We start from the raw sequence: 20,521 nt of genomic DNA, 5'->3' as shown, positions 1-20,521 counted from the left end.
CATTACAATGAAAATCATGTTCAAAAAATCCCCCTCTTTCGCCCAAGCCGAGGACAGGACGTCCCGCGTCCGCTTCACCGAGCTGTCCGCCGGTTACCCGGGCCGGCCCGTCCTCCACCAACTGGACGCGGAGATACCGGCGTTGGCCACCACCGCGCTCGTCGGCCCGAACGGAAGCGGGAAGTCCACCCTGCTCGGAGTCCTGGCCGGAGTGATCCAACCCACATCAGGCGAGCTCCACCACCACGGTGACCGGCCACCGGCGTTCGTCCCGCAGCGCGGCGCCGTCGGGGACGCACTGCCGCTGACGGTCAGGCAGACGGTGGAAATGGGGCGCTGGGGCGAACGCGGACCGTGGCGCCGACTGACCCGACAGGACCGCATTACCGTGGACCAGGCCATGGAGAGGCTCGGTATCAGCGACCTCGCCACCCGCCAACTCGGAGAACTATCCGGCGGACAGAGGCAACGCGCCCTGATCGCCCAAGGACTCGCCCAGGAATCGGACCTGCTCCTCCTGGACGAACCGACCACGGGACTCGACCCCGAGGCGAGGGGCTGGATCGGCGCGCTGCTGACCGAGCTGGTCGCTGACGGAGTGACCGTCGTCCACGCCACCCACGACCTCGAAGCCGCACGCTCCGCGGACGCCTGCCTCCTCCTCCGCAACGGCCACCTGGCAGGACAGGGGCACCCCGAACAACTCCTCACCGCATCAACGCTCGCCAGCATCTGGCAACCGATGTGAGGCGACCGCCCCGTCCTGTCTCGTGGAGACGGTACTCATGCGCCGCTGCCGCTGCCGCTGCCGCTGCCGCTGCCGCTGCCGCTGGTCCGGCCCGGCTCAGGGCTGTCGCGCGTCGATGGGTCCACGGCTGTTCGCGAGGCGTCATCGGTGTGGCGGACGCTCGGTCATCGGCATCGCCGGAATCGCCGAGTCCGCAGCCTGTCGACGGCGGCATGCCTGCCACTCCGGCAACGGCGGCCCGAGTGCCTGTTCGGCTCTTCCGTTCCCCACGTCGGCGCTGCACCGTAGTCCCCTCAGGTCGCCCGGACAGAACACAGATGCTTGCCGATGCTTCGTGTGGTCGGGCGATGCCAGGCGAACTTCAGCTGACGTAATTCCGTACTCCCCGTGACGGCATGGACAGTTCGCGGCCCTCTGTACGCAAGCTTCCCCGCGCACTATCGGCATGTCCTCGACAGCACCGACAGTCCCCGACAGTTAAGGAAGCGTCAGTGAGAACGCAGCACGCCAAGCGAAGAGCCGCAGTCCTCGCCTCCGGCACCGCCCTGGTCCTTCTCGCGGCGGCACCCTCAGGGGCGGCCGACCTGCCGGTGGTGACCGCCACCAGCGAGACTCCCGCCCTCTACGACGACGAGGCGGGCGGCAACTCCGACGCGGACGACCCGGCGATCTGGCGCAACGCCGCCGACCCCGGGCGCAGCCTCGTCATGGCCACCGCCAAGGAGGGCGGCCTGCGGGTCTACGACCTGGACGCGCGCCTGGTGCAGTCGCTGTCCGCCCCGCAGCCTCCGACGGCGGACGACGCGCCGGGCCGCTACAACAACGTCGACCTCGTCTCCGGCCTGCGCACGTCCGCCGGCCGGGCCGACGTGGCGGTGGTGAGCGACCGGGGCAACGACCGCCTGCGGATCTACCGCATCGACCCGTCGCAGCCGGGCGGCCCGCTGAAGGACATCACCGACCCGGCGGCCGCCCCGGTGTTCTCCGCGGACCAGTCCGCGATCAACGACCAGCGGACCGCGTACGGCCTGGCCACCTGGACGGACAAGGCAACTGGGCGTACGTACGCCCTGGTCAGCCAGCGGGAACGGACCCGCCTCGCCCTCCTCGAACTCGTACCGGCCGCAGGCGGCAGGGTCGGCTACCGCAAGGTGCGCGCCCTCGACCTGCCGTCCTCCTTCCGCCTGCCCGACGGCACGTCCTGGAGCCCCTGCGCGGAGCCCGACGAACTCCCGCAGGTCGAGGGCATGGTCGTCGACCCGGCGACCGGCACGCTCTACGCCGGTCAGGAGGACATCGGCATCTGGCGGCTGAGCGCCGACCTCACCGGCAAGCCGGTCCTGGTGGACAAGGTCAAGGAGTACGGCGTCCCCGGCGTCTACGACGAGGCGACCGAGGAGTGCACGCCGGGCACCGACCCCGGCTACGGCGGCGCGCGGCTGTCGGCCGACGTCGAGGGCCTGACCCTGTTCCAGGAGAAGGACGGCGACGGCTACCTGCTCGCCTCCAGCCAGGGCGACAACACCTTCGCCCTGTACGACCGCGAGGTGAGCGAGGCCAACGAGTACGAGGGCGGCTTCCGGATCGGGGCCGCCACGGCGACGCTCGACAGCGTGGAGGAGAGCGACGGCGCCGCCGTGCTCAACGCCCCGCTGGGAACGCGGTACCCGCGCGGCCTGCTCGTCGTCCAGGACGGCCAGGAGACCCCTGCGGTGCCGGACGGCGAGGGTGGCACGCGTACGGCGACCGGCTTCAAGTTCGTCGACCTCGGCGCTGTGGTGGACGCCACCGACATGTGACATCCCGTACGGCCGCCGGGTGCTCCCTGGCGGCCGTACGTGCTGCTCGGCCCTCGACGGCCTGCCGCCGAACAGGATCCCGTGAAGGTCAGGCCACCTTGGCGGGGGCTGGCGCCAACGACAGCAGCTGGCCCATGGCGGCGAGCACGGACGGCTCGACGCGGTAGTAGACCCACGTCCCGCGCCGCTCGGAGGCGAGCAGTCCGGCCTCCTTGAGCTTCTTCAAGTGGTGGGAGACGGTCGGCTGCGAGACGCCGACGTCTGCGATGTCGCACACGCAGGCCTCGTTGTCCGGGTGGGAGGCCACCTTGGAGAACAGGCGCAGCCGGACCGGGTCACCCAGCGCCTTGAACATGGCGGCGGTCCTCTGGGCCTCCTCCGCCGTCAGCTCCCTCTCGGTCAGGGGTGGGCAGCAGGGCTCGGCCGGGAGCACGGCCACCTTCTCCTGAAGATTCGACATGTGTCTATATTGACACTCGTTCGCCGAGATGCCAACATCCGCTGTTTCGATAGCTGCCTAAGTAGCGCGCCCGTCCGGCCGGGCGGTCCGGGGCTCGCAGGGTCGCTTCGCGGAGTTTGCGTAGACAGTGGCGACCTTCTCCGCCTCGACTGCGGAGAGTCTCGCGCCCGCCTCGGAGTGGCTATTTCGATGAACCTCTATGTTGACGTACGTCTATTCAAGGTGCATGCTGGTGTCCACAGCGTATCGATAAGCATCGAAGTCGAGGAGAGTCCCGTGACTGTGCCCGCCACCCACGATCTGCCCGTCGTCGTCATCGGAGCCGGCCCCGTCGGTCTGGCCGCCGCGGCCCACCTGCTCGAGCGGCAACTGACGCCCCTGGTCCTGGAATCGGGTCCGCTGGCGGCCGGCGCGGTGCGGGACTGGTCCCACGTCCGGCTGTTCTCCACCTGGGGCGAAGTCACCGATCCCGCCGCCGAGAAGCTGCTCGCTCCCACCGGCTGGACCCGCCCCGACGCGGCGACCTACCCCACCGGCGGCGACTGGGCCGAGCTCTACCTGCAGCCCCTCGCCGACACCCTCGGTGACCGTGTCCGTTACGGTGCCACCGTCACCGGCGTCTCCCGCGCCGGACGGGACCGCATCGTGGACGCCGACCGCGACAGCCAGTCCCTCGTCGTTCACCTCACCACCGCGGACGGCCGCGAGGAGCGCCTCTTCGCCCGGGCGGTCATCGACGCCTCGGGCACCTGGACCACTCCGAGCCCGGCCGGCGGCAGCGGACTGGCCGCCCTGGGGGAGCGGGCCGCCACCGACCGCATCACCTACCGTGTGCCCGACCTCAAGGACCCGGCCGTACGCGCCCGCTATGCCGGCCGGCGCACCGCCGTCATCGGTTCCGGGGCGTCCGCCTTCACCGCGCTGGCGACCCTCGCCGACCTGGCCCAGGACGAGCCGGGCACACGCGCGCTGTGGATCCTGCGCCGGGGCATCAGCGGCTCCACCTTCGGCGGCGGGGAAGCCGATCAGCTGCCCGCCCGCGGCGCCCTCGGCCTGGCCGCCAAGGCCGCCGTCGACAACGGCCACGCCGACGCCGTCACGGGCTTCCGCACCGAGGCGATCGAGCGGGACGGCGACGGCCGCCTGGTCCTGGTCGCCGAGGACGGCCGCCGTCTCGACCCGGTGGACGAGGTCATCGCCCTGACCGGCTTCCGCCCCGACCTCTCCTTCCTCTCCGAGGTCCGCCTGGGCCTCGACGAACGCCTCCAGGCCCCGACCGCGCTGGCCCCGCTCATCGACCCCAACGTGCACTCCTGCGGCACCGTCTACCCGCACGGCGTGGGCGAGCTCTCCCACCCGGAGAAGGACGTCTACCTGGTCGGCATGAAGTCCTACGGCCGGGCGCCCACCTTCCTCGCGCTGACCGGCTACGAGCAGGTGCGCTCCATCAGCGCCGCACTCGCCGGAGACCAAGAGGCCGCCGAGCGCGTCGAGTTGACGCTCCCGGAGTCCGGAGTGTGCGGCGGCGCCGGACTCTTCGACGAGCCGGAGAGCGCGGAGCAGGCCGGTGGCGGCTGCTGCGCGACCCCGACCACCCTGCAGATCGGCATCGGCGCCCCGGTCTCCTCCGGCGGCTGCTGAGACCCCACCCATCCAAGGAGGTTCGCCATGTCCCGCGTACAACTCGCCCTCCGCGTGCCCGACCTCGCCGCGTCCATCGCCTTCTACACCAAGCTCTTCGGCACCGAGCCCGCCAAACTCCGCGACGGCTACGCCAACTTCGCCATCGCCGAGCCCCCGCTCAAGCTCGTCCTCGTCGAGAGCGCCGCGGGGGAGGACACCCGCATGGATCACCTGGGTGTCGAGGTCGAATCCACCGAAGCCGTCAACGCGGCCACGGCCCGGCTGGCCGACGCGGGCCTGGCCACGGACGTGGAGAACGACACCACGTGCTGCTTCGCCCTCCAGGACAAGGTCTGGGTGCACGGTCCCGGCCGTGAGCCCTGGGAGGTGTACGTCGTCAAGGCCGACGCCGACACGCTGACCAAGGAGCAGGGCAGCACCTGTTGCGCCGCCCCGGACGCGGCCGACACCGGCGCGAACGAACCCGCCGCCGACGGCTGTTGCTGACCGCCGGATGCCCCACCTTCACACCAGTCAGGCCGCGACCGGAACGGGCGACCGGTCGCGGCCGCGCGCCGCCCTGCCGGCCCTGTGCGCCACCCAGATCACCAGCTGGGGCATCGTCTACTACGCCTTCCCGGTCCTCAACGCCCGCATCACCGCGGACACCGGCTGGTCCACCACCGCCACGACCGGCGCCTTCTCGGGCGCCCTGGTCGTCTCCGCGCTCGCCGGGATACCCGTCGGACGCATCCTCGACCGCCGGGGGCCGCGAGCCGTGATGACCGTCGGCTCACTGCTTGGCGTCGCCGCGGTGCTGGGCATCGCGTACGCGCCCAACCTCGCGGTCTTCACCGCCGCCTGGCTGGTCGCAGGCGTGGCGATGGCCGCCACCTTCTACCAGCCCGCCTTCGCCGCGCTCACCCTCCCCCAGTGCCTAAAGGGCCTGGGGGGACCCCCAGGTGGGGAGAGGACAGGGTCCGTGCCCTCACGATCGTCACGCTCGCGGGCGGCCTGGCGTCCACTGCCTTCGCCCCACTCACGGCCGCGCTCGCCGAACACCTCAGCTGGCGCACCACCTACGCGGCCCTGGCCGTGATCCTCGCGGCTGTCACCGTCCCGACGCATGCGCTCGCGTTGCGCGCCCCGTGGCCACCGGCCCCGCAGAACTCCGCTCGCCGGACCACCACCCACAGCGACTCGGTGATCCGCAGCCGCCCCTTCCTGATGCTCGCCGCCGCGCTCACGCTCAACGGCTTCGCGATGTACGCCGTCGTCATCGCCATCGTTCCGCTGTTGACCGAACGTGGCGCGAGCCCCACCGCGGCGGCCTGGGCTCTCGGTCTCGGTGGTGCGGGCCAGACCCTCGGCCGCACCCTCTACACAACCCTCGCCCGCCATACGGGAGTTACCACCCGCACCGTCGCGCTGATCGCCGCGGGCGGAGCCACCACCCTGGCGCTGGCCCTCACCCCGGGTCCCTATCCGCTCCTGCTCCTCCTGGCCATCTCCGCGGGCATGGTCCGCGGCAATCTCACCCTCCTCCAGGCCACCGCCGTCACCGACCGCTGGGGCACCACCCACTACGGCCGTCTCTCCGGCCTCCTAGCCGCACCCGTCACCGTCGCCAGCGCTCTCGCCCCCTTCGCGGGAGCGGCCCTCGCCGTCGAACTCGGGGGATACTCCACCCTCTTCGCACTGCTCTCCGCGGCTTCCCTCGCGGCGGCCTCGTTGGCTGCTCTGTCCACGCAGAGGTGAGCGCATCCCTGCCGAGCGTGGTGGGTGCCCAGTCGTGCCCTGGTGCTTCTATCCGGCTTTCCGAGGCGCACGGATGCGTGTGCCAGGACTCCTCGGGTACCCGTCAGCCGCTCTGAGGATCACCACGCTTCAAGCGTGGCGGGTGACTCCCCTCTGATCCCCGAAAGGCCTCATCAAACGACACGGAGGAGATCCACCATGACAAGCAGCACCGAAACCGGTGGCATCACCGGCACGCAGGACAAGGACTACAACCTGATCTGGTACGTCGAGTCGTGCCTGAACAACGCCCTTCGGCTGGAGACGTACATCCAGGATGCGGAGCGGGACAAGGACAGCGAGGTAGTCGAACTGTTCCGCAAGGCGCAGGCCGACAGCCGCAAGGGCGCTGAACTGGGCAAGCGGCTGTTGCGTACCCGGCTGAACGGCTGACGGCCGGAGTCAGCCGAGGAGGTCCGCGATCGTGGCGATGCCGCGGGCGATGGCGGTCTCTGTGAGGTGGCCGAAGCCCATCACGAGTTGTGGCGGGTGGGAGGCACCGTCGATCCGGTAGTGGCTCATGCCGTGCAGGCCGATCGACCGGGCCCACGCCTCGCGCACGACATGGCGTTCGTCGACGTCGTCGGGAAGGTGGGCCACGGCGTGCAGGCCGGCGGCCAGACCGCCGACGCCGACCCGTGGCACCTGGTCCTGCAGGGCTCGCACCAGAGCGGCCCGGCGGCCGGCGTAGACCTTGCGCATGCGGCGCAGGTGTCGGTCGTACCGGCCCGACTCCAGCAGCGTGGCGAGAGCCAGTTGGTCCAGGGTCGGTGACCCCCGGTCGGCGTACCGCTTGGCATGGGCGATGGCCGCGACGAGGTGCGGCGGGCTGAGGACCCAGCCCAGGCGCAGTCCGGGAGCCAGCGACTTGCTCACCGTGCCGAGCAGGACGACCCTTTCCGGTGCCAGGCCCTGGAGCGTTCCGACGGGTTCGCGGTCGTAGCGGAACTCCGTGTCGTAGTCGTCCTCGACGATCGTCGCGTCCCGCTCGCGTGCCCAGGCCAGAACGGCGTGGCGCCGCTCGGGGGTCAGCACCACACCGGTGGGGGACTGATGGGCGGGGGTCAGGATGACGGCGCGCGCGCCGGTGGCGGCGAGTGCGCCGACATCGATGCCGCCTTCGTCGACCGGGACGGGAACCGCCTCGATCCCCGCCCGCGTTGTGACGATGTCCCGGTACGTCGGACCGGGTTCCTCGACGGCGACGCGACGGACCCGCTCGGCCGCGAGCGCGCTCAGGACCAGCGCGAGCCCTTGGGCGAATCCGCTGCTGATCACCATCAGCTGCGGCTCGGCGACGGCGCCGCGCACTCTGCGGAGGTAGCCGGCGACCACCTCCCGCAGCGTGCCGCTGCCCTGGGCTTCGCCGTAGCCGAACTCGGAGCTGGGCGCACGGCGGGCGGCCTCGCCCAACGCCCACAGCCAGTCGCGTCGCGGGAAGTACGAGAGGTCGGGCTGGACGGGCCGGAAGTCGGTCGCTCCTGGAGGAAGCGGCTGCAGAAGCGGTGCCACCTCGGTCCGCCGGACCACGGGTGAACGCCCGGCGCCGTCCGCCACCCGCGTCGCCGATCCGGGACGGCTGCTCAGGTAACCCTCCGCCTCGAGCTGCGCGTAGCAGTCGACGACCAGCCCGCGCGAGATGCCCAGTTCGGCTGCCAACCGCCGTGTGGACGGGATCCGCTCCCCGGCCTGCAGGCGGCCCGACTGGATCGACTGACGCAACGCGCGTTCGAGCTGGGTACGCAGTGGTTCGCCGTGTCCGCGGTCCAGCTTCAACAGCAGCTCGGGATCCGAACCGGTCCACTCGATCGGCATGCAACTGGACCTTACCGACGGACCGCTTCCCCAGCATGCTGAAGGCCGGAACCGAGGAGAGACCCCCTCACCGACCGACGCTTCACCCGTCCCGAAGGAGATGACGTGACCGACACGCTGCGCCGCCTTCACCCGGCGCTCAACGAACTCGTGGCCGCGGTGCGTGACGCCGTCGGAGTCCGCGCGGACTGGGCCACAACCGCCGATCTCGTCGCCGACCAGCTCCGCCGACGACTTCCGACGCCCGCCATGCTCACCCCCGAGCAACGACTCGGGGATCCTGACCGGGCACGCGGCCACATACTGCACGTCGAACCGGACTCCTCGTTCTCCGTGCTGGCGGTGGTCTGGCGACCGGGGCAGGGCACGCGTATCCACGACCACACCACCTGGTGCGTCTTCGGCGAATTACAAGGCGTCGAGCACGAGATCCTGTACGACGAGAACCTGAACCCCGTCGGCGAGAACGCCCAACACGTCGGTGAGGTCAGCGGCTTCGCCCCGCCGGGCGACATCCACCGTGTCTGCAACCAAGCGGCCACCACCGCCATCTCCCTGCACATCTACGGCACGGACGTGTCCAGACTGGGTTCCAGCGTCCGCCGCTACTACGACTGACAGCGGGGACCGGTTCCAGCTCAACTGCCAACAGTTCCACGGAAGGACGAGGCACCCATGGGCAAGCTGATCTATTCGATGACCACGTCACTCGACGGCTTCGTGAGCGATCCCGACGGCAACTTCGGCTGGGGTGGTCCCGAGGAGGAGGTGCACAAGTTCATCAACGAGAAATTTCGAGCGATCGGCACGAACCTGTACGGCCGTCGGATGTACGAGACGATGGTCTACTGGGAGACGGCGCACACGGTGCCCGACCAGCCGCCTTTCATCCTGGAGTATGCGCGGATCTGGCGGGCCGCCGACAAGATCGTCTACTCCACGACGCTGGACGAGGTCACCAGCGCGCGAACCCGGCTGGAGCGGACGTTCGACCCGGATGCGGTGCGAAAACTGAAGGCCGAGTCCGACCTCGACATCACCGTCGAAGGGCCGCGCCTGGCGGCTCACGCGATCCGCGCCGGGCTCGTCGACGAGTACCAGCTCTTCGTGGGACCGGCGATCGTCGGCGGCGGCAACCCGTTCTTCCCGGACGGCGTCCGCGTCGATCTCGAGCTGTGGGACGAGCGGCGTTTCAGCAATGGTGTGGTCTATCTGCGCTACGGCGTCAAGGACCCTGGGCAGCAAGCGTAGTTGCCGGTGACACACGCGGCGGCCGACGCCATGCCGATGGGAGATCCATCTGAGGTGGATCAACCCGATCAAGTCGAGGCCGACCGCATGCACGAGATCTTCCGAGCCGACCAGGTTCACCAGCCCCGCCGGACGAGGACGCGCCCGACAAACAGGTGCTCGCCCAGCAGGAACCGTCAGGTGTCGAATTCGTGGTCGCGGGTCTCCGGCAGGGCCAGCAGGCACAGGAGGCTCAACAGGCAGAGTCCGCCGGTGTAGAAGCCGAGCACGAGCGGTGAGTCCCACCGACTGTTCAGCCAGGTGGCGATGCTCGGAGCGAAGCCGCCGCTGAGGGTGTTGGCGAGGATGAAGGCCGCGGAGGCGCCGGTGTAGCGCAGCCGGGCGGGGAACAGCTCGGGAAGGAATGCCGCCACCGGGGAGAACATCAGCGCCAGCAGCATGAGTCCGACGGTGTACGCGCCGGTGATCACCACGGCGTTGCGCGAGCTCAGGGAGGCGTACATGGGCACCGCCCACACGACGCAGCCGACGGCTCCGGTCAGCATCACCGGGCGGCGGCCGATCCGGTCGGCCAGCGCGGCGACCGGGAGGGTGATGGCGATGCCGGCCGCCGCGCCGATGCTCGCGGCGGTCAGCATCGTGTTCTGGGGGATGCCGAGCGACTTCGGCCCGTACGAGATGCTGTAGACGATCGTCAGGTAGTAGACGGCCGAGCCGCCGATCGCCGCACCGATGCCGAGCAGCAGCCGGCCGGGGTACTCCTTGACCAGAGCGCCGAGGGGGAAGCGGGACACCGGTGCCGGTGCCGGTGCCGGTGCCGGTGCCTGGGCCTGGGCCTGGGCCTGTATCTGTGCCTGTGTGGTGCGGCGGGCCGCGGAAGTGAAGACCGGTGACTCGGAGACCGTCGCCCGTACCCACAGGCCGATCACCACGAGCACGGTGCTGAGCAGGAACGGGATCCGCCAAGCGCCGTCCCTGAAACCGTCCCGGCCCGCGAACTCGAGGGTGGGCAGGATGACGGCGGTGGACAGCAGGAATCCGAGCGAGGGGCCGGCCTGCGGGATGGACGCGTACAGGGCGCGGCGTCCTGGCGGCGCGTGTTCCGCGGCGAGCAGCACCGCTCCGCCCCACTCGCCGCCCATGCTCACGCCCTGCAGCAGACGGAGCGTCACCAGCAGTACGGGAGCGAGGAGTCCGGCGGTCTCGTACGTGGGCAGCAGTCCGACGCCGACCGTTGCCACGCCCATCAGCAAGAGGGAGATGACCAGGGCCTGTCGGCGGCCCAGCCGGTCACCGATCGTCCCGAACAGCAGGACGCCGAGGGGGCGGGCGAGGAAGGCCGCGGCGAACGTGAGGAACGCGGCCAGGGAGGAGAGGGTGGCGTTGCCGGAGGGGAAGAAGGCGGGACCGAGGACGAGCGCGGCGGCGGTGCCGTACACGGCGAAGTCGTAGTACTCGATCGTGGTGCCGATCAGGCTCGCGACGGCGACGCGAGACGCCTCGCTCCGCCCGGCCGGCGGTGGTGGTGACGCGGCCGGTCTGTGGCCGACGGTCTCGGGAGCGGTCCTGGACGGTAATTCGGGCATGGGGAGGTCACTTCCGGTAGGCCCGGAGCGTGTGAATGGTCCGGGCCAAGGTGGGGGAGGGGACGGACTCGCATGTAACACGAACCGGAGTGCGCCTGTCACCCTAATCCCGTGAATTCCATTTCGACAAGGAAGACGACTCGTCCGAATAACCGAACAAGGTGGCAGGGGCTTAGCGGAAGAATAGCCGCCTCTTTACACGTCTCACCAGCAATAAAGTATCCGATGCAGCCATGGGTGGGGACAGACCGGCTCAATGGGCATAGACCGCACCGCATCCGCCACCTCACCATTTGCCGCACAATGGCCCACGAACACCACTGCTCGACGCCGTCAACCCCGTCATTCCTGTCAAATCGCTGTCAATATTCTTGCGGCGGATGGCATAAAAAGTTGCCGGTGATTACGCCTTGCCAACGGGCGATCACTCGGGGAATGCTGATGTGCGGCTGAACTTGAAAGTTCTACGACCATCGTTTTTCGGACATGGAGGCCCGCGACGGGATGTTGCGGTTCGAATTCCTGAAATGTTCACTCGAAGCCGCTGCCGGACCTTTGCCATGCGGCCTCCTGGCTGGGAAGGCGCATTACCCATGCTGAAAACTGGCAAGCCATTGCGCTTAAGAAGACTGTCCTTGGCAGGTGATGACCGGCACCTGCTCGTTCCTCTGGATCACACCGTGTCGGACGGCCCGGTGGCCCCCGCCGGCCAGTGGGACGATCTGCTGCGAGCGCTGGTGGCCGGCGGGGCCGACGGGATCATCGTCCACAAGGGGCGTGCCCGTGCCCTCGCGCCGGACATCCTCAAAGACTGCGCGCTGGTGGTGCACCTGAGCGCCAGCACCGCCTGCTCCGCCGACGTGGACGCCAAGGTGCTGGTCGGCGACGTCGAGGAGGCGCTGCGGCTCGGCGCGGACGCGGTCAGCGTCCATGTGAACATCGGCTCGGACACCGAGGGCCGCCAGCTCGCCGATCTGGGGGCGGTGGCCCGCTCCTGCGATGCGTGGGGTATGCCGCTGATCGCGATGATCTACCCTCGGGGCCCCCGCATCGAGAACCCGCGCGACCCCGCCCTCCTCGCGCATCTGGTCAACGTCGCCGCGGACCTCGGTGCCGACATGGTGAAGACCTCCGTCGCGCTGCCGCTTGACCGGATGGCCGAGGTGGTGGCCCACAGCCCCATCCCCGTCCTGGCCGCCGGCGGTCCGCCGGACGGCTCCGACCTCATCGAGTACGGCACCGCGGTGATGGCCTCCGGCTGTCAGGGGCTGGCCGTCGGCCGCCGGATCTTCTCGGACCCCTCACCCGCTTCTCTCGTGTCCCGCCTCGCCGCGGTCGTGCACGGCGATGGGGGCACCTCCCGCTCGAGCAGAGCCGAGAGCAGGGGAGAGATAGCTGATGACATGGGCATGTCCAAATACTCGACGATCGTGGCAGGTGTCGCATGAGGTTCGCGTGGATCGATCTCCGTGAAGTCCCCCGACCGCAGCTCCAGGCGGTGGTGGACGCGGCCGTCCACACCCGGATGGCGGGAGTGGTGTCCACCGACGCCGAGCTGCTCGGGACGCTGCCGCCGACTGTCACCCGGGTGCTGGTCCCCGGGGGGCCGGCCACGGCCGGCGCGAAGAAGCCCGGCGAGAAGGCGGTGAAGGACCCCGGGGACACGAAGGACACCAAGGCCGCCAAGGTCACCGAGGACCGGAAGGCGTCGGAGTCCCCGGCCGCACTCGCATCCCCGGCCGGAGCCGGAATCGACCTCCTGCTGCGGAAGTTCACCACTCAGGACGAGCTGGACGCGCTCACCGCGGACAACCGTGCCGCCGGTGGCACGCCGGCCGCCGGTCTCATCGACGTACGGGACGACCGTACCCTGCAGCTGTCGTGCGCGGGCGCCATGGCGCTGCCGTACACCGTCATCCACTTCGCCGACCCGACCAAGATCCCGCTGGAGATCGTGCTCGCCGCGGCCGAGTCCGCCGAGGGCAAGCTGGTGACCGTCGTGGACGGCCTGGAGGAGGCCGCGATTGTCTTCGACGTCCTGGAGCGCGGCTCGGACGGCATCCTGTACGCACCCGGCAGCGCCGACGAGGTGTTCGCGCTGGCACGACTGCTGGAGGCCACCACACCCCAACTGGAGCTGTCCACACTGACCGTGGAGAGCATCCGGCACGTCGGGCTCGGCGACCGGGTCTGTGTGGACACCTGCTCGCACTTCGAGGAGGACGAGGGCATCCTCGTCGGCTCGTACTCCTCCGGGTTCGTGCTCTGCTGCAGCGAGACCCATCCGCTGCCGTACATGCCGACCCGGCCGTTCCGGGTCAACGCCGGTGCCCTGCACTCGTACACGCTCGGCCCCGACAACCGCACCAGCTACCTGAGCGAGGTGGGCTCCGGAATGCCCCTGCTGGCGGTCGGCGCCGACGGACGCACCCGGCGGGTCGTGGTCGGCCGGGCCAAACTCGAATCCCGGCCGCTCCTTGAGATCCGCACCCACGCCGAGGACGGACGGCTGGTCAGCCTGACCGTGCAGGACGACTGGCACGTACGGGTGCTCGGCCCGGGCGGGAAGGTCCTCAACGTCACCGAGTTGCAGACGGGGGACGAGTTGCTCGGCTATCTGGCTGCGGACAAGCGCCATGTCGGCCTGCCCATCGGCGAGTTCTGCAAGGAGGTCTGAGGCCTCATGGGCGAACTCGTGGCAGACACGGCAGATGACGGGATGAGCTCCCTGGTCCAGAGGCTGTTCGACGCGAAGGACGACGGCCTGCCCTATCTGACACACCAGCAGGAGACTGTCACCCGGGGCGAGTTGAGGGAGCGAGTGGCCAAACAGGCCGCGGTCTTCGCCGGATACGGCATCGGCGCGGGCAGCACCGTGGGCCTGCGCACACCGCCCAGCTTCACCCAGGTCGAGGTGTTGCTCGCGTTGTGGCGGCTGGGCGCCCAGGTGCTGCTCTTCGACTTCCGGTTCAAACCGGCCGAGGTGGCGGCGCTCTGCGCCGTCTGCCGACCGCAGTTCATGGTCAGCGCCGGTGTCAACGTCCGGGCGGCGTTCGGCTTCCGGCCCGAGTACGAGGTCATCACCGAGTGCCAGGGAACCGGCCGGCCGGCCATCACCGGGCACCGGCTGGTCCAGTTCAGCTCGGGCTCCACCGGGCGGCCGAAGGTGATCGGCAGGACCACCCGCTCGCTCGCCGCCGAGGTCGAGGCCTTCGCCACGGTCCCCGGCATGCCGGGCGAGGGCGACCGGCTGCTGCTGCTCAGCTCGACGGCGCACAGCTTCGGCCTGATCGGCGGTCTGCTGCACTCGCTGGCGGCCGGTGTCTCCGTGGTCTTCGCACCCCGCGTCTCCGCCCGCGACCTGCTGCGGACCGCGGTGGACCACCGGATCACCGCCGTGTTCGGGGTGCCGATGCACTACGAACTGCTCGCCGCGGCCGTCGATCCCCCCGCACTGCCCGACCTGCGGATCGCTGTGTCGGGCGGCGAGTTGATGCCCCCGGACGTCGCGGCACGGTTCGCCGAACGCTACGGCGTCGCGGTCGGCGAGGCGTACGGGACCACGGAGACCGGCATCGTCGCCATCGACGTCGGCGGCACTCTGCGCCCGTCGGTCGGCCGGGCCGCACCGGGTGTGGCGGTGCGGGAGCACAAGGGCGAACTGGACGTCGCCCTTGGGGAGTCGCCGTATCTCTTCGACTCGGGCGGTACGCAGTACGCGGACGGCTGGCTGCACACCCGCGACCGGGCCACGGTGGACGCCACCGGGGCGGTCTCGGTGCACGGCCGCGCCGACTCCCTCGTCGTGATCGGCGGCCTCAAGGTGGACCTCACCGAGGTCGAGCACGTGCTCCGCGAGCACCCGGCGGTCGAACAGGCGGTCCTGGTCCACGAGGGCGTGACCGAGGCGTACGTCGCGGTGGCCGCCGGAGCCGACAGCCCGTCCGCGGAGGAACTGCTGCGCTGGTGCCGGGAGCGGCTGGCCGACTACAAGCTCCCGCGGGTGATCCGGCTGCTGGATGCGCTGCCGCGCACGTCCAACGGGAAGCTTGTGCGGCAGGCCGTGGCGTTGCGGGAGCGCGAGCGCTCCGCTGGGTGAGGTCCGGGTATTGCCGGTTGTTCGTTGTCTGCGGGTCTTCTGTGGCTGGTCGCGCAGTTCCCCGCGCCCCTTCGGGGGCGCCGTCCGACTCACTTGAACCATTCGATGGAGATTCTGGTCATGAGTACGTCAACCCTGGAAGATGAGATCCGCGAGTTCGTTCTGGCCTCGGTCATCGACGAGATGAACATCCTGACGAGCCGCGACGGCATCACGGACGAGAGCCCGGTGACCGTCGGCGGGCTGGATGTGGACTCACTGAGCCTGATCGAGCTCGCCCTGCGGCTGGAGTCGCGGTTCGGCGTGGAGATCCCGGACACCGATATCGAACCCCTGGCCTTCCTGACCCTCGGCGGACTCGTCGCCGAGGTCGTCCGACGCGGTGCGAAGGCATGAGCGCGGGAACCACGGCGAGCGACGCGGACCCCGCCCCCGCGTTGTCCCCCATCACCACCGACACCGTCCGGGAGCTGCTGTCGGACCGCAAGATCTTCCCGGGGCTGCCCGACGACCTCGGCGAGGACGCCGAACTGGTCCTGGACTCCCTCGGGTTGGTGTGGCTGCTGCACGTGGTGGAGGAGCGCTACGGCCTGGTCGTGGAGCCCACCGACGAGGACATCGCCGGACTGACCTCGCTCCGGCGGCTCACCGAACTGCTGCGCGCCGCCCAGTCGGGCCGGGCGGAAGGGGGGCGGCCGCGATGAGCGGTGAGGTGACGGTGACCGGATTCGGCGTCCGCACCGCGTTCGGCACGGGAGCCGAGGCCCTGCGGCGCGGGGTCTTCGCGGGAGTCCCCTCGTTCGCGCCCACCACGAGGTTCGACACTGGCCCGTACCGTACGCCGATGGCGGCGGCCGCCCCGGACGGCCCCGACGCGGTCGAGGACTGGGCACTGCGGCACGCGCTCGCCCAGTGCGGCACGGACGCCGTCGGCATGGCGGGCCTGCCCGCGGGCACGGAGGCGGCGGTCCTGCTCGGCGTCGCCGGCGACCACACGAGCGTCACGCGGTACTGGCGGGGCGCCGCGGGTTCTCTGCCGAGCGCTCCACGGGAAATGCCGTACGGAAACCGCGGGCCGTCGGTGGCTGGTCGCGCCCACGCGGCGCAGCCACAAATGTCACAGCCCCGCGCCCCTGAGGGGGCGCGGTACCGCGGCGAGTTTGATCGACTCCGCTCAGCCGCCGCGTCTGTACCGGGGCACGGGTCCGGCACGGACGCGAACCGGACGGCGGAGCAGGTTGCCGACGCCGTACCGACGGGCCGTCCCGGTGGGGACGTGGGCGAAGCCGCGGAGCGCCTCGCCGACGCCGTGCCCGCTCACCTCGCAGAGTTGCTGGCCGAAGGCCTCGGGCTGGTCGGGCCGCGGCTCACCTTCACCAATGCCTGTGTCGCCTCCGCCGCCGCGATCATCCATGCCTGCCGGCTGATCTCCTCCGGCCGGATCGATGTGGCGGTCTGCGCGGGCGGTTACCTGGTGGAGGAGGAGACCTTCGGCAAGTTCGACTCCGGCCGGGCGCTGTCCCGCGACGGCATGGTGCGCCCGTTCAGCCTCGATCGCAGCGGGCTGCTGCTCGGCGACGGGGTGGCGGCCGTCGTGCTGGAGTCCGCCGAGCACGCCCGGCGCCGCGGTGCCCGGCCGCTGGCGACCGTGGTGGGCTGGGGCGCGGCCACGGACGCCCACCACATCGCCCAGCCGCACCCGGAGGGCGTCGGGCTGGCACGCGCGGCACGGCAGGCGCTGCGGCTCGCCGGTGATCCGGACGGGGCGGCCCTCGGCTATGTCAACGCCCACGGCACCGGCACCAAGTACAACGACGGGGCCGAGACCCGTGGGCTTCGGGCCGCCTTCCCGCAGCGGGCCGAGTCGATACCGGTCAGCTCCACCAAGGGCACCACCGGCCATCTCCTGGAGGCGGCGGGCGTCGTGGAGTTCGTGATCACGATGCTGGCCCTGACGGACGGCGTACTGCCGCCGACCGCCGGGTTCACCCGGCCGGACCCGGAATGCGACCTCGACTACGTGCCGAACCAGCCGCGCCAGGCCGACCCGCGCCGGGCCCTGACCATCAACGCCGCCTTCGGGGGCGCCAACACCGCACTCGTCCTGGAGCGGCCGTGACGACGACCGAGAACACGGAGAAGACCGAGAAGAGCGAGAAGGCCGAGAAGGCCGAGAAGACGGTGCTGCGCTCGGCCCTCGGCGTCCTCGCCACCGCAACCGCCACCCACGGCACCGGACGGGACGACGACATCCCGCTGCCGAGGCTGCCCGGCTTCGTGGAGTCGGCGTTCAGCCCGCTGGCGTACGAGGTCAGCAGGCAGTGCCTGACCGAACGGCCCGGGGACGGCTCACGTACCGCCGTGGCGCTGGCCGGCCTCATGGGTGACACGACCACCGCGGATCTGGCCAGCCGGCGCATGGTGTCCGGGCGGGTCCACAACCCGCTGCTGTTCATGCAGGCCACCGCCAACTCCGTACTGGGCCACACCAGCCGGGAGTTCGGCATCACCGGGCAGATGGTCAGCCTCTCCACCCTCGACGACCCGGTGACCGAGTTGCTCGCCATGGCGGATCTGCTCCTCGAGGACCCCGAGCTGGACCGGGTCCTGGTGCTCGGCGTGGAGCTGGGCGGTGACGAGCGAGGCGACGCGGCGGTCCCCCCGGCCGAGGTCCCCCAGCCCTCGAGCGGGGATGCCCCCAGGGGGAGGTTGGCCGCCGTGTACCGGGAACTGGCCGCCGGCAGCGGCCGTCCGGTCCCGGTCCTCCCGGCGCGCGCCGGCCTGGCGGCGGCGATGCTCCTCGGCCGTCCGGACACCGGGGCACCGGTGACCGTCCGGTCGGCCGAGACGACGTACGACACCGGCCATGACGCACGGGACGCCGCGGTGGCCTGGCATCACGGAAGCATCCAGGGCCTGTTCGAGCTGGCCGCCGCCCACCGGCGGCTGCTGCGGGACGGCGGCAGCCACCTCCTGGTGACCGAGCCGCAGGCGCGGCGCGGCCCCACCGCGTTCGTCCTCACCACCGACACGGAAGCTCCCACGCAGGCACACATCGCAGGGAGCGAGACGGAGACCCATGCTCATCAGTAGGCAGGAGCGGGCACGGATCTGCTCCGACACCGAACTCGGCGCCGGCAACGTCCTGGAGCGGCTGAAGGCGTACGGCCGTGCGCTCGACGAGCCCGTGCTGTGGACGGACGGCAACTGGCAGGCCCCGGACGGCCGCCGTCCCGAGGCGCTGACGCTCGGTCAACTGAACGAGGCGGTCGAGACATACGCGGGCTGGTACGCCGGCCAGGGCGTGCGGCCCCGCGACCCGGTCGCCATCCACTCCTATTCCAGCGCCGAGTTCGCGGTGAACTTCCTGGCACTGACGGCGCTCGGCGCCATCCCGTCGTTCGTCAACGGCAATCTGCCCCCGGACATCGCCCGGGAGTACATACGCAGACAGGGCGCGGTGGGCGCCTTCACGGACCCGGAGCACCATCAGGTGCTCTCCGGATCGGGGCCCGGCTTCCGCGTGACCGCCGCCGACATCCGGCCGGAACACCGCGAGCTGCTGCCGCCGTCATACCCGTACCGGCACGACCCCACCGACCCGGTGCTCATCTCCCACTCCTCCGGCACCACCGGTATGCCCAAGGGCGTACCGCACACCCACCGGACGCTGATGTACGCGCAGGTGCACCGGCTCCGCTACTCCACCGGGACCGACATGGAGCGCACCCTGGTGGGGTTGCCGGGCGCGCACAACGCCATGGTGGCGACGCTGCTGTACTGCCTGCTGCTGCGCACGGACATCAAACTGCTCTCCAGCCAGCGCGGCACCGATGTGCTGGACGCCATCGAGGAGTTCCGGCCGACCACGGTGCTTGCCTTCGCCGGGACCTTCGGCGAGATGGCCGCGGAGGACCTGACGGCCCGTGATCTGTCCGGCGTGCAGGTGTGGTTCAACACCGGGGACGCGGCGCACGAGGCACACATCCGGGCCCTGGTGCAGCACGGCAGCCACGTGAAGATCGGAAAGGACCTGCGCCGGACCCGGGTCGACGGCTCGGTCTTCGTGGACGGGCTCGGCTCGTCGGAAGCCGGCTACTCCGTCTTCCACAACCGGCACACCAAGGACACCTCGGCCTACTCGCGCTGTGTCGGCAAACCGATCAGCTTCGCCGAGGCCGCCGTGCTCGCCGAGGACGGCACACCGCTGCCGCCCGGGGAGATCGGCCGGCTCGGGCTGAAGTCGCCGACGCTCACCCCCGGTTACTGGAACGACTCGCTGACCTGGAACCGGATGCGGCTGGGCGGCTACTGGCTCACCGGGGACCTCGCCCACCAGGACGAGCAGGGCAACTTCTACCACCTGGACCGGGCGCCGGACGCCATCCGGACCGGGAAGGGGATCCTCTTCAGCACCCGTACCGAGGAACTGCTGCTGGCCGAATTGCCCGAGCTGGCCGACTGCACCGTCGTCGGGGTGGCCCCCGAGGGCGTACGCGCGGACTGGGACGGCGACGGAGAAGCCGAGGCCTACGCACTGCTCCAGCTCGCGGACGAGGACGGCGCTGACGACGGTGGCGACGGCGGTGGTGACGGCGACGAGGCGTGGACCGGACGGGTCAACGCCGCCCTGGCAGCTGCCGGATTCCCCCCGGTGACCCGGGCCCTGCGGATGAAGCCCGACGACGTGGCCAAGGGAGCCACCGGCAAGGTTCTCAAACGCGTGATGCGCGACCGCTTCGCCGCCAAGGAGCAGGCATGAGTACGGGCACGGGTGGCGACGGGGTCAACCACCGCGCCGAAACGGTGGAGGCGTACCGGCTGTGGTGGCAGCACGACGCCCACTGGTACCAGGGGGTGGCCGCGCGGTTCGGGCAGCAGGCCGCGAACGAGATCAACGCCGAGGCGCTGCGCAAGGTCGCGCTCCACGTCGGGCAGCGCGTCGCCCGCCGGTCCGGCGCGCTCCCCGACAGCGGTGACAGCGGCAAGGACCTGGAGGAACTGCGCCGCCGGTACGACGCGTGCGGTGACCGGATGTTCCCGCGGGAACTGCGCAACGCCTCCACCGAAGTGGTCGACGACGATCTGATCGTGCTCACGCTGCGGCGGAACTTCGCCATCACCATGGTGCGGATGGCCGGTTCGCTGGAGGGCTACCAGTGCCCGTGCACCGACATTCACGCCGGCTGGTCCGAGGGGCTCGGCGTGACCCTGACGGAGAACCGGGCCGAGAGCTGTCTGCGGGACGGCGACAAGGCGTGCCGCCTGCTGATGCGGGTGCGCACTCCGCTCGCGGACGAGGGCACCGACGCCGTGCCCGTCTCTCCCGGTGCGGAGGGCTGA

The 20,521-nt window shown here is 70.6% G+C and carries 19 protein-coding genes and 1 pseudogene; 17 read left to right on the top strand and 3 right to left on the bottom strand.

Annotation, left to right across the window (positions count from 1 at the left end; genetic code table 11):
• Positions 1-7: 7 nt before the first annotated feature.
• Together aztA and GAS53_RS29595 are read left to right on the top strand one after the other, a co-directional pair.
• Positions 8-748: a zinc ABC transporter ATP-binding protein AztA gene (gene aztA, locus GAS53_RS29600; protein WP_151480782.1), complete on the top strand. Its 741-nt coding sequence runs from the start codon at positions 8-10 to the stop codon at positions 746-748.
• A gap of 491 nt (positions 749-1,239) precedes the next feature.
• On the top strand, positions 1,240-2,547 hold the full coding sequence (locus GAS53_RS29595) for a phytase (RefSeq protein WP_225859162.1): 1,308 nt from the start codon (positions 1,240-1,242) through the stop codon (positions 2,545-2,547).
• An 88-nt stretch (positions 2,548-2,635) separates the two neighbouring features.
• Here the strand turns inward: GAS53_RS29595 and GAS53_RS29590 are convergent, their stop codons facing one another.
• Positions 2,636-3,007 (bottom strand): ArsR/SmtB family transcription factor, encoded by a 372-nt coding sequence (locus tag GAS53_RS29590; protein ID WP_151480780.1) that lies wholly within the window; start codon positions 3,005-3,007, stop codon positions 2,636-2,638.
• 276 nt (positions 3,008-3,283) lie between these two features.
• Here GAS53_RS29590 and GAS53_RS29585 point away from each other — a divergent pair, with 276 nt between their 5' ends.
• The 4 genes and pseudogenes from GAS53_RS29585 (at position 3,284) to GAS53_RS29570 (ending at position 6,820) form a co-directional block, all read left to right on the top strand.
• The gene (locus tag GAS53_RS29585; protein ID WP_192583339.1) at positions 3,284-4,648 is read left to right on the top strand and encodes an FAD-dependent oxidoreductase; all 1,365 of its coding nucleotides are present in this window, start codon (positions 3,284-3,286) and stop codon (positions 4,646-4,648) included.
• Between the two features lie 27 nt (positions 4,649-4,675).
• On the top strand, positions 4,676-5,137 hold the full coding sequence (locus GAS53_RS29580) for an ArsI/CadI family heavy metal resistance metalloenzyme (RefSeq protein ID WP_151480778.1): 462 nt from the start codon (positions 4,676-4,678) through the stop codon (positions 5,135-5,137).
• Positions 5,138-5,144: 7 nt separating this feature from the next.
• Positions 5,145-6,388, top strand: a pseudogene (locus tag GAS53_RS29575) (MFS transporter).
• Positions 6,389-6,586: 198 nt separating this feature from the next.
• Positions 6,587-6,820: a hypothetical protein gene (locus tag GAS53_RS29570; protein WP_151480777.1), complete on the top strand. Its 234-nt coding sequence runs from the start codon at positions 6,587-6,589 to the stop codon at positions 6,818-6,820.
• A gap of 9 nt (positions 6,821-6,829) precedes the next feature.
• On the opposite strand, the gene pdxR is transcribed toward GAS53_RS29570, so the two are convergent.
• A complete protein-coding gene (gene pdxR, locus GAS53_RS29565; protein WP_151480776.1) occupies positions 6,830-8,242 on the bottom strand; it encodes a MocR-like pyridoxine biosynthesis transcription factor PdxR in 1,413 nt (470 codons plus the stop codon).
• Positions 8,243-8,347: 105 nt separating this feature from the next.
• Here pdxR and GAS53_RS29560 point away from each other — a divergent pair, with 105 nt between their 5' ends.
• Positions 8,348-8,860, top strand: a complete 513-nt coding sequence (locus GAS53_RS29560; protein WP_225859161.1) for a cysteine dioxygenase family protein — start codon at positions 8,348-8,350, stop codon at positions 8,858-8,860.
• A 57-nt stretch (positions 8,861-8,917) separates the two neighbouring features.
• The gene (locus GAS53_RS29555; protein WP_151480775.1) at positions 8,918-9,493 is read left to right on the top strand and encodes a dihydrofolate reductase family protein; all 576 of its coding nucleotides are present in this window, start codon (positions 8,918-8,920) and stop codon (positions 9,491-9,493) included.
• A 176-nt stretch (positions 9,494-9,669) separates the two neighbouring features.
• Here the strand turns inward: GAS53_RS29555 and GAS53_RS29550 are convergent, their stop codons facing one another.
• Positions 9,670-11,079 (bottom strand): MFS transporter, encoded by a 1,410-nt coding sequence (locus GAS53_RS29550; RefSeq protein ID WP_151480774.1) that lies wholly within the window; start codon positions 11,077-11,079, stop codon positions 9,670-9,672.
• 593 nt (positions 11,080-11,672) lie between these two features.
• Between GAS53_RS29550 and GAS53_RS29545 the strand changes: the two genes are divergently transcribed.
• The 9 genes from GAS53_RS29545 (at position 11,673) to GAS53_RS29500 (ending at position 20,521) form a co-directional block, all read left to right on the top strand.
• On the top strand, positions 11,673-12,527 hold the full coding sequence (locus GAS53_RS29545) for a 2-amino-3,7-dideoxy-D-threo-hept-6-ulosonate synthase (protein ID WP_151480773.1): 855 nt from the start codon (positions 11,673-11,675) through the stop codon (positions 12,525-12,527).
• On the top strand, positions 12,524-13,756 hold the full coding sequence (locus tag GAS53_RS29540) for a 3-dehydroquinate synthase II family protein (protein ID WP_151480772.1): 1,233 nt from the start codon (positions 12,524-12,526) through the stop codon (positions 13,754-13,756). Before GAS53_RS29545 ends, GAS53_RS29540 begins: the two co-directional genes overlap by 4 nt.
• A gap of 6 nt (positions 13,757-13,762) precedes the next feature.
• Positions 13,763-15,178: a class I adenylate-forming enzyme family protein gene (locus GAS53_RS29535; protein ID WP_151480771.1), complete on the top strand. Its 1,416-nt coding sequence runs from the start codon at positions 13,763-13,765 to the stop codon at positions 15,176-15,178.
• 120 nt (positions 15,179-15,298) lie between these two features.
• Entirely contained in the window at positions 15,299-15,574 is a 276-nt protein-coding gene (locus GAS53_RS29530) for an acyl carrier protein (protein WP_225859160.1), read from the top strand.
• Positions 15,571-15,882 carry an acyl carrier protein gene (locus GAS53_RS29525; protein WP_151480769.1) on the top strand — a complete coding sequence of 104 codons (312 nt, stop codon included), beginning with the start codon at positions 15,571-15,573 and terminating at the stop codon, positions 15,880-15,882. The genes GAS53_RS29530 and GAS53_RS29525 overlap by 4 nt, the downstream gene beginning before the upstream one ends.
• A complete protein-coding gene (locus GAS53_RS56630; protein ID WP_225859159.1) occupies positions 15,879-17,297 on the top strand; it encodes a beta-ketoacyl-[acyl-carrier-protein] synthase family protein in 1,419 nt (472 codons plus the stop codon). Before GAS53_RS29525 ends, GAS53_RS56630 begins: the two co-directional genes overlap by 4 nt.
• The gene (locus GAS53_RS29510) at positions 17,294-18,271 is read left to right on the top strand and encodes a hypothetical protein (protein WP_225859158.1); all 978 of its coding nucleotides are present in this window, start codon (positions 17,294-17,296) and stop codon (positions 18,269-18,271) included. The genes GAS53_RS56630 and GAS53_RS29510 overlap by 4 nt, the downstream gene beginning before the upstream one ends.
• On the top strand, positions 18,258-19,940 hold the full coding sequence (locus GAS53_RS29505) for an AMP-binding protein (RefSeq protein WP_151480768.1): 1,683 nt from the start codon (positions 18,258-18,260) through the stop codon (positions 19,938-19,940). The genes GAS53_RS29510 and GAS53_RS29505 overlap by 14 nt, the downstream gene beginning before the upstream one ends.
• The gene (locus tag GAS53_RS29500; protein WP_151480767.1) at positions 19,937-20,521 is read left to right on the top strand and encodes a hypothetical protein; all 585 of its coding nucleotides are present in this window, start codon (positions 19,937-19,939) and stop codon (positions 20,519-20,521) included. The genes GAS53_RS29505 and GAS53_RS29500 overlap by 4 nt, the downstream gene beginning before the upstream one ends.

The organism is Streptomyces albicerus (assembly GCF_008905045.1).
Lineage (GTDB): Bacteria > Actinomycetota > Actinomycetes > Streptomycetales > Streptomycetaceae > Streptomyces > Streptomyces albicerus.
Note: the sequence above shows the minus strand (reverse complement) of the source record. Positions and strands in the feature narration are given on the sequence as shown.

Excerpts from the sequence above, each read along its gene's own strand:
- GAS53_RS29550 (WP_151480774.1), bottom strand. The coding sequence starts at position 11,079 with ATGCCCGAATTACCGTCCAGGACCGCTCCCGAGACCGTCGGCCACAGA.
- GAS53_RS29580 (WP_151480778.1), top strand. The coding sequence starts at position 4,676 with ATGTCCCGCGTACAACTCGCCCTCCGCGTGCCCGACCTCGCCGCGTCC.
- pdxR (WP_151480776.1), bottom strand. The coding sequence starts at position 8,242 with ATGCCGATCGAGTGGACCGGTTCGGATCCCGAGCTGCTGTTGAAGCTG.
- GAS53_RS29590 (WP_151480780.1), bottom strand. The coding sequence starts at position 3,007 with ATGTCGAATCTTCAGGAGAAGGTGGCCGTGCTCCCGGCCGAGCCCTGC.
- GAS53_RS29555 (WP_151480775.1), top strand. The coding sequence starts at position 8,918 with ATGGGCAAGCTGATCTATTCGATGACCACGTCACTCGACGGCTTCGTG.
- GAS53_RS29530 (WP_225859160.1), top strand. The coding sequence starts at position 15,299 with ATGAGTACGTCAACCCTGGAAGATGAGATCCGCGAGTTCGTTCTGGCC.
- GAS53_RS29525 (WP_151480769.1), top strand. The coding sequence starts at position 15,571 with ATGAGCGCGGGAACCACGGCGAGCGACGCGGACCCCGCCCCCGCGTTG.
- GAS53_RS29500 (WP_151480767.1), top strand. The coding sequence starts at position 19,937 with ATGAGTACGGGCACGGGTGGCGACGGGGTCAACCACCGCGCCGAAACG.
- GAS53_RS29545 (WP_151480773.1), top strand. The coding sequence starts at position 11,673 with ATGCTGAAAACTGGCAAGCCATTGCGCTTAAGAAGACTGTCCTTGGCA.
- GAS53_RS29505 (WP_151480768.1), top strand. The coding sequence starts at position 18,258 with ATGCTCATCAGTAGGCAGGAGCGGGCACGGATCTGCTCCGACACCGAA.
- aztA (WP_151480782.1), top strand. The coding sequence starts at position 8 with ATGAAAATCATGTTCAAAAAATCCCCCTCTTTCGCCCAAGCCGAGGAC.
- GAS53_RS29535 (WP_151480771.1), top strand. The coding sequence starts at position 13,763 with ATGGGCGAACTCGTGGCAGACACGGCAGATGACGGGATGAGCTCCCTG.
- GAS53_RS56630 (WP_225859159.1), top strand. The coding sequence starts at position 15,879 with ATGAGCGGTGAGGTGACGGTGACCGGATTCGGCGTCCGCACCGCGTTC.
- GAS53_RS29540 (WP_151480772.1), top strand. The coding sequence starts at position 12,524 with ATGAGGTTCGCGTGGATCGATCTCCGTGAAGTCCCCCGACCGCAGCTC.
- GAS53_RS29570 (WP_151480777.1), top strand. The coding sequence starts at position 6,587 with ATGACAAGCAGCACCGAAACCGGTGGCATCACCGGCACGCAGGACAAG.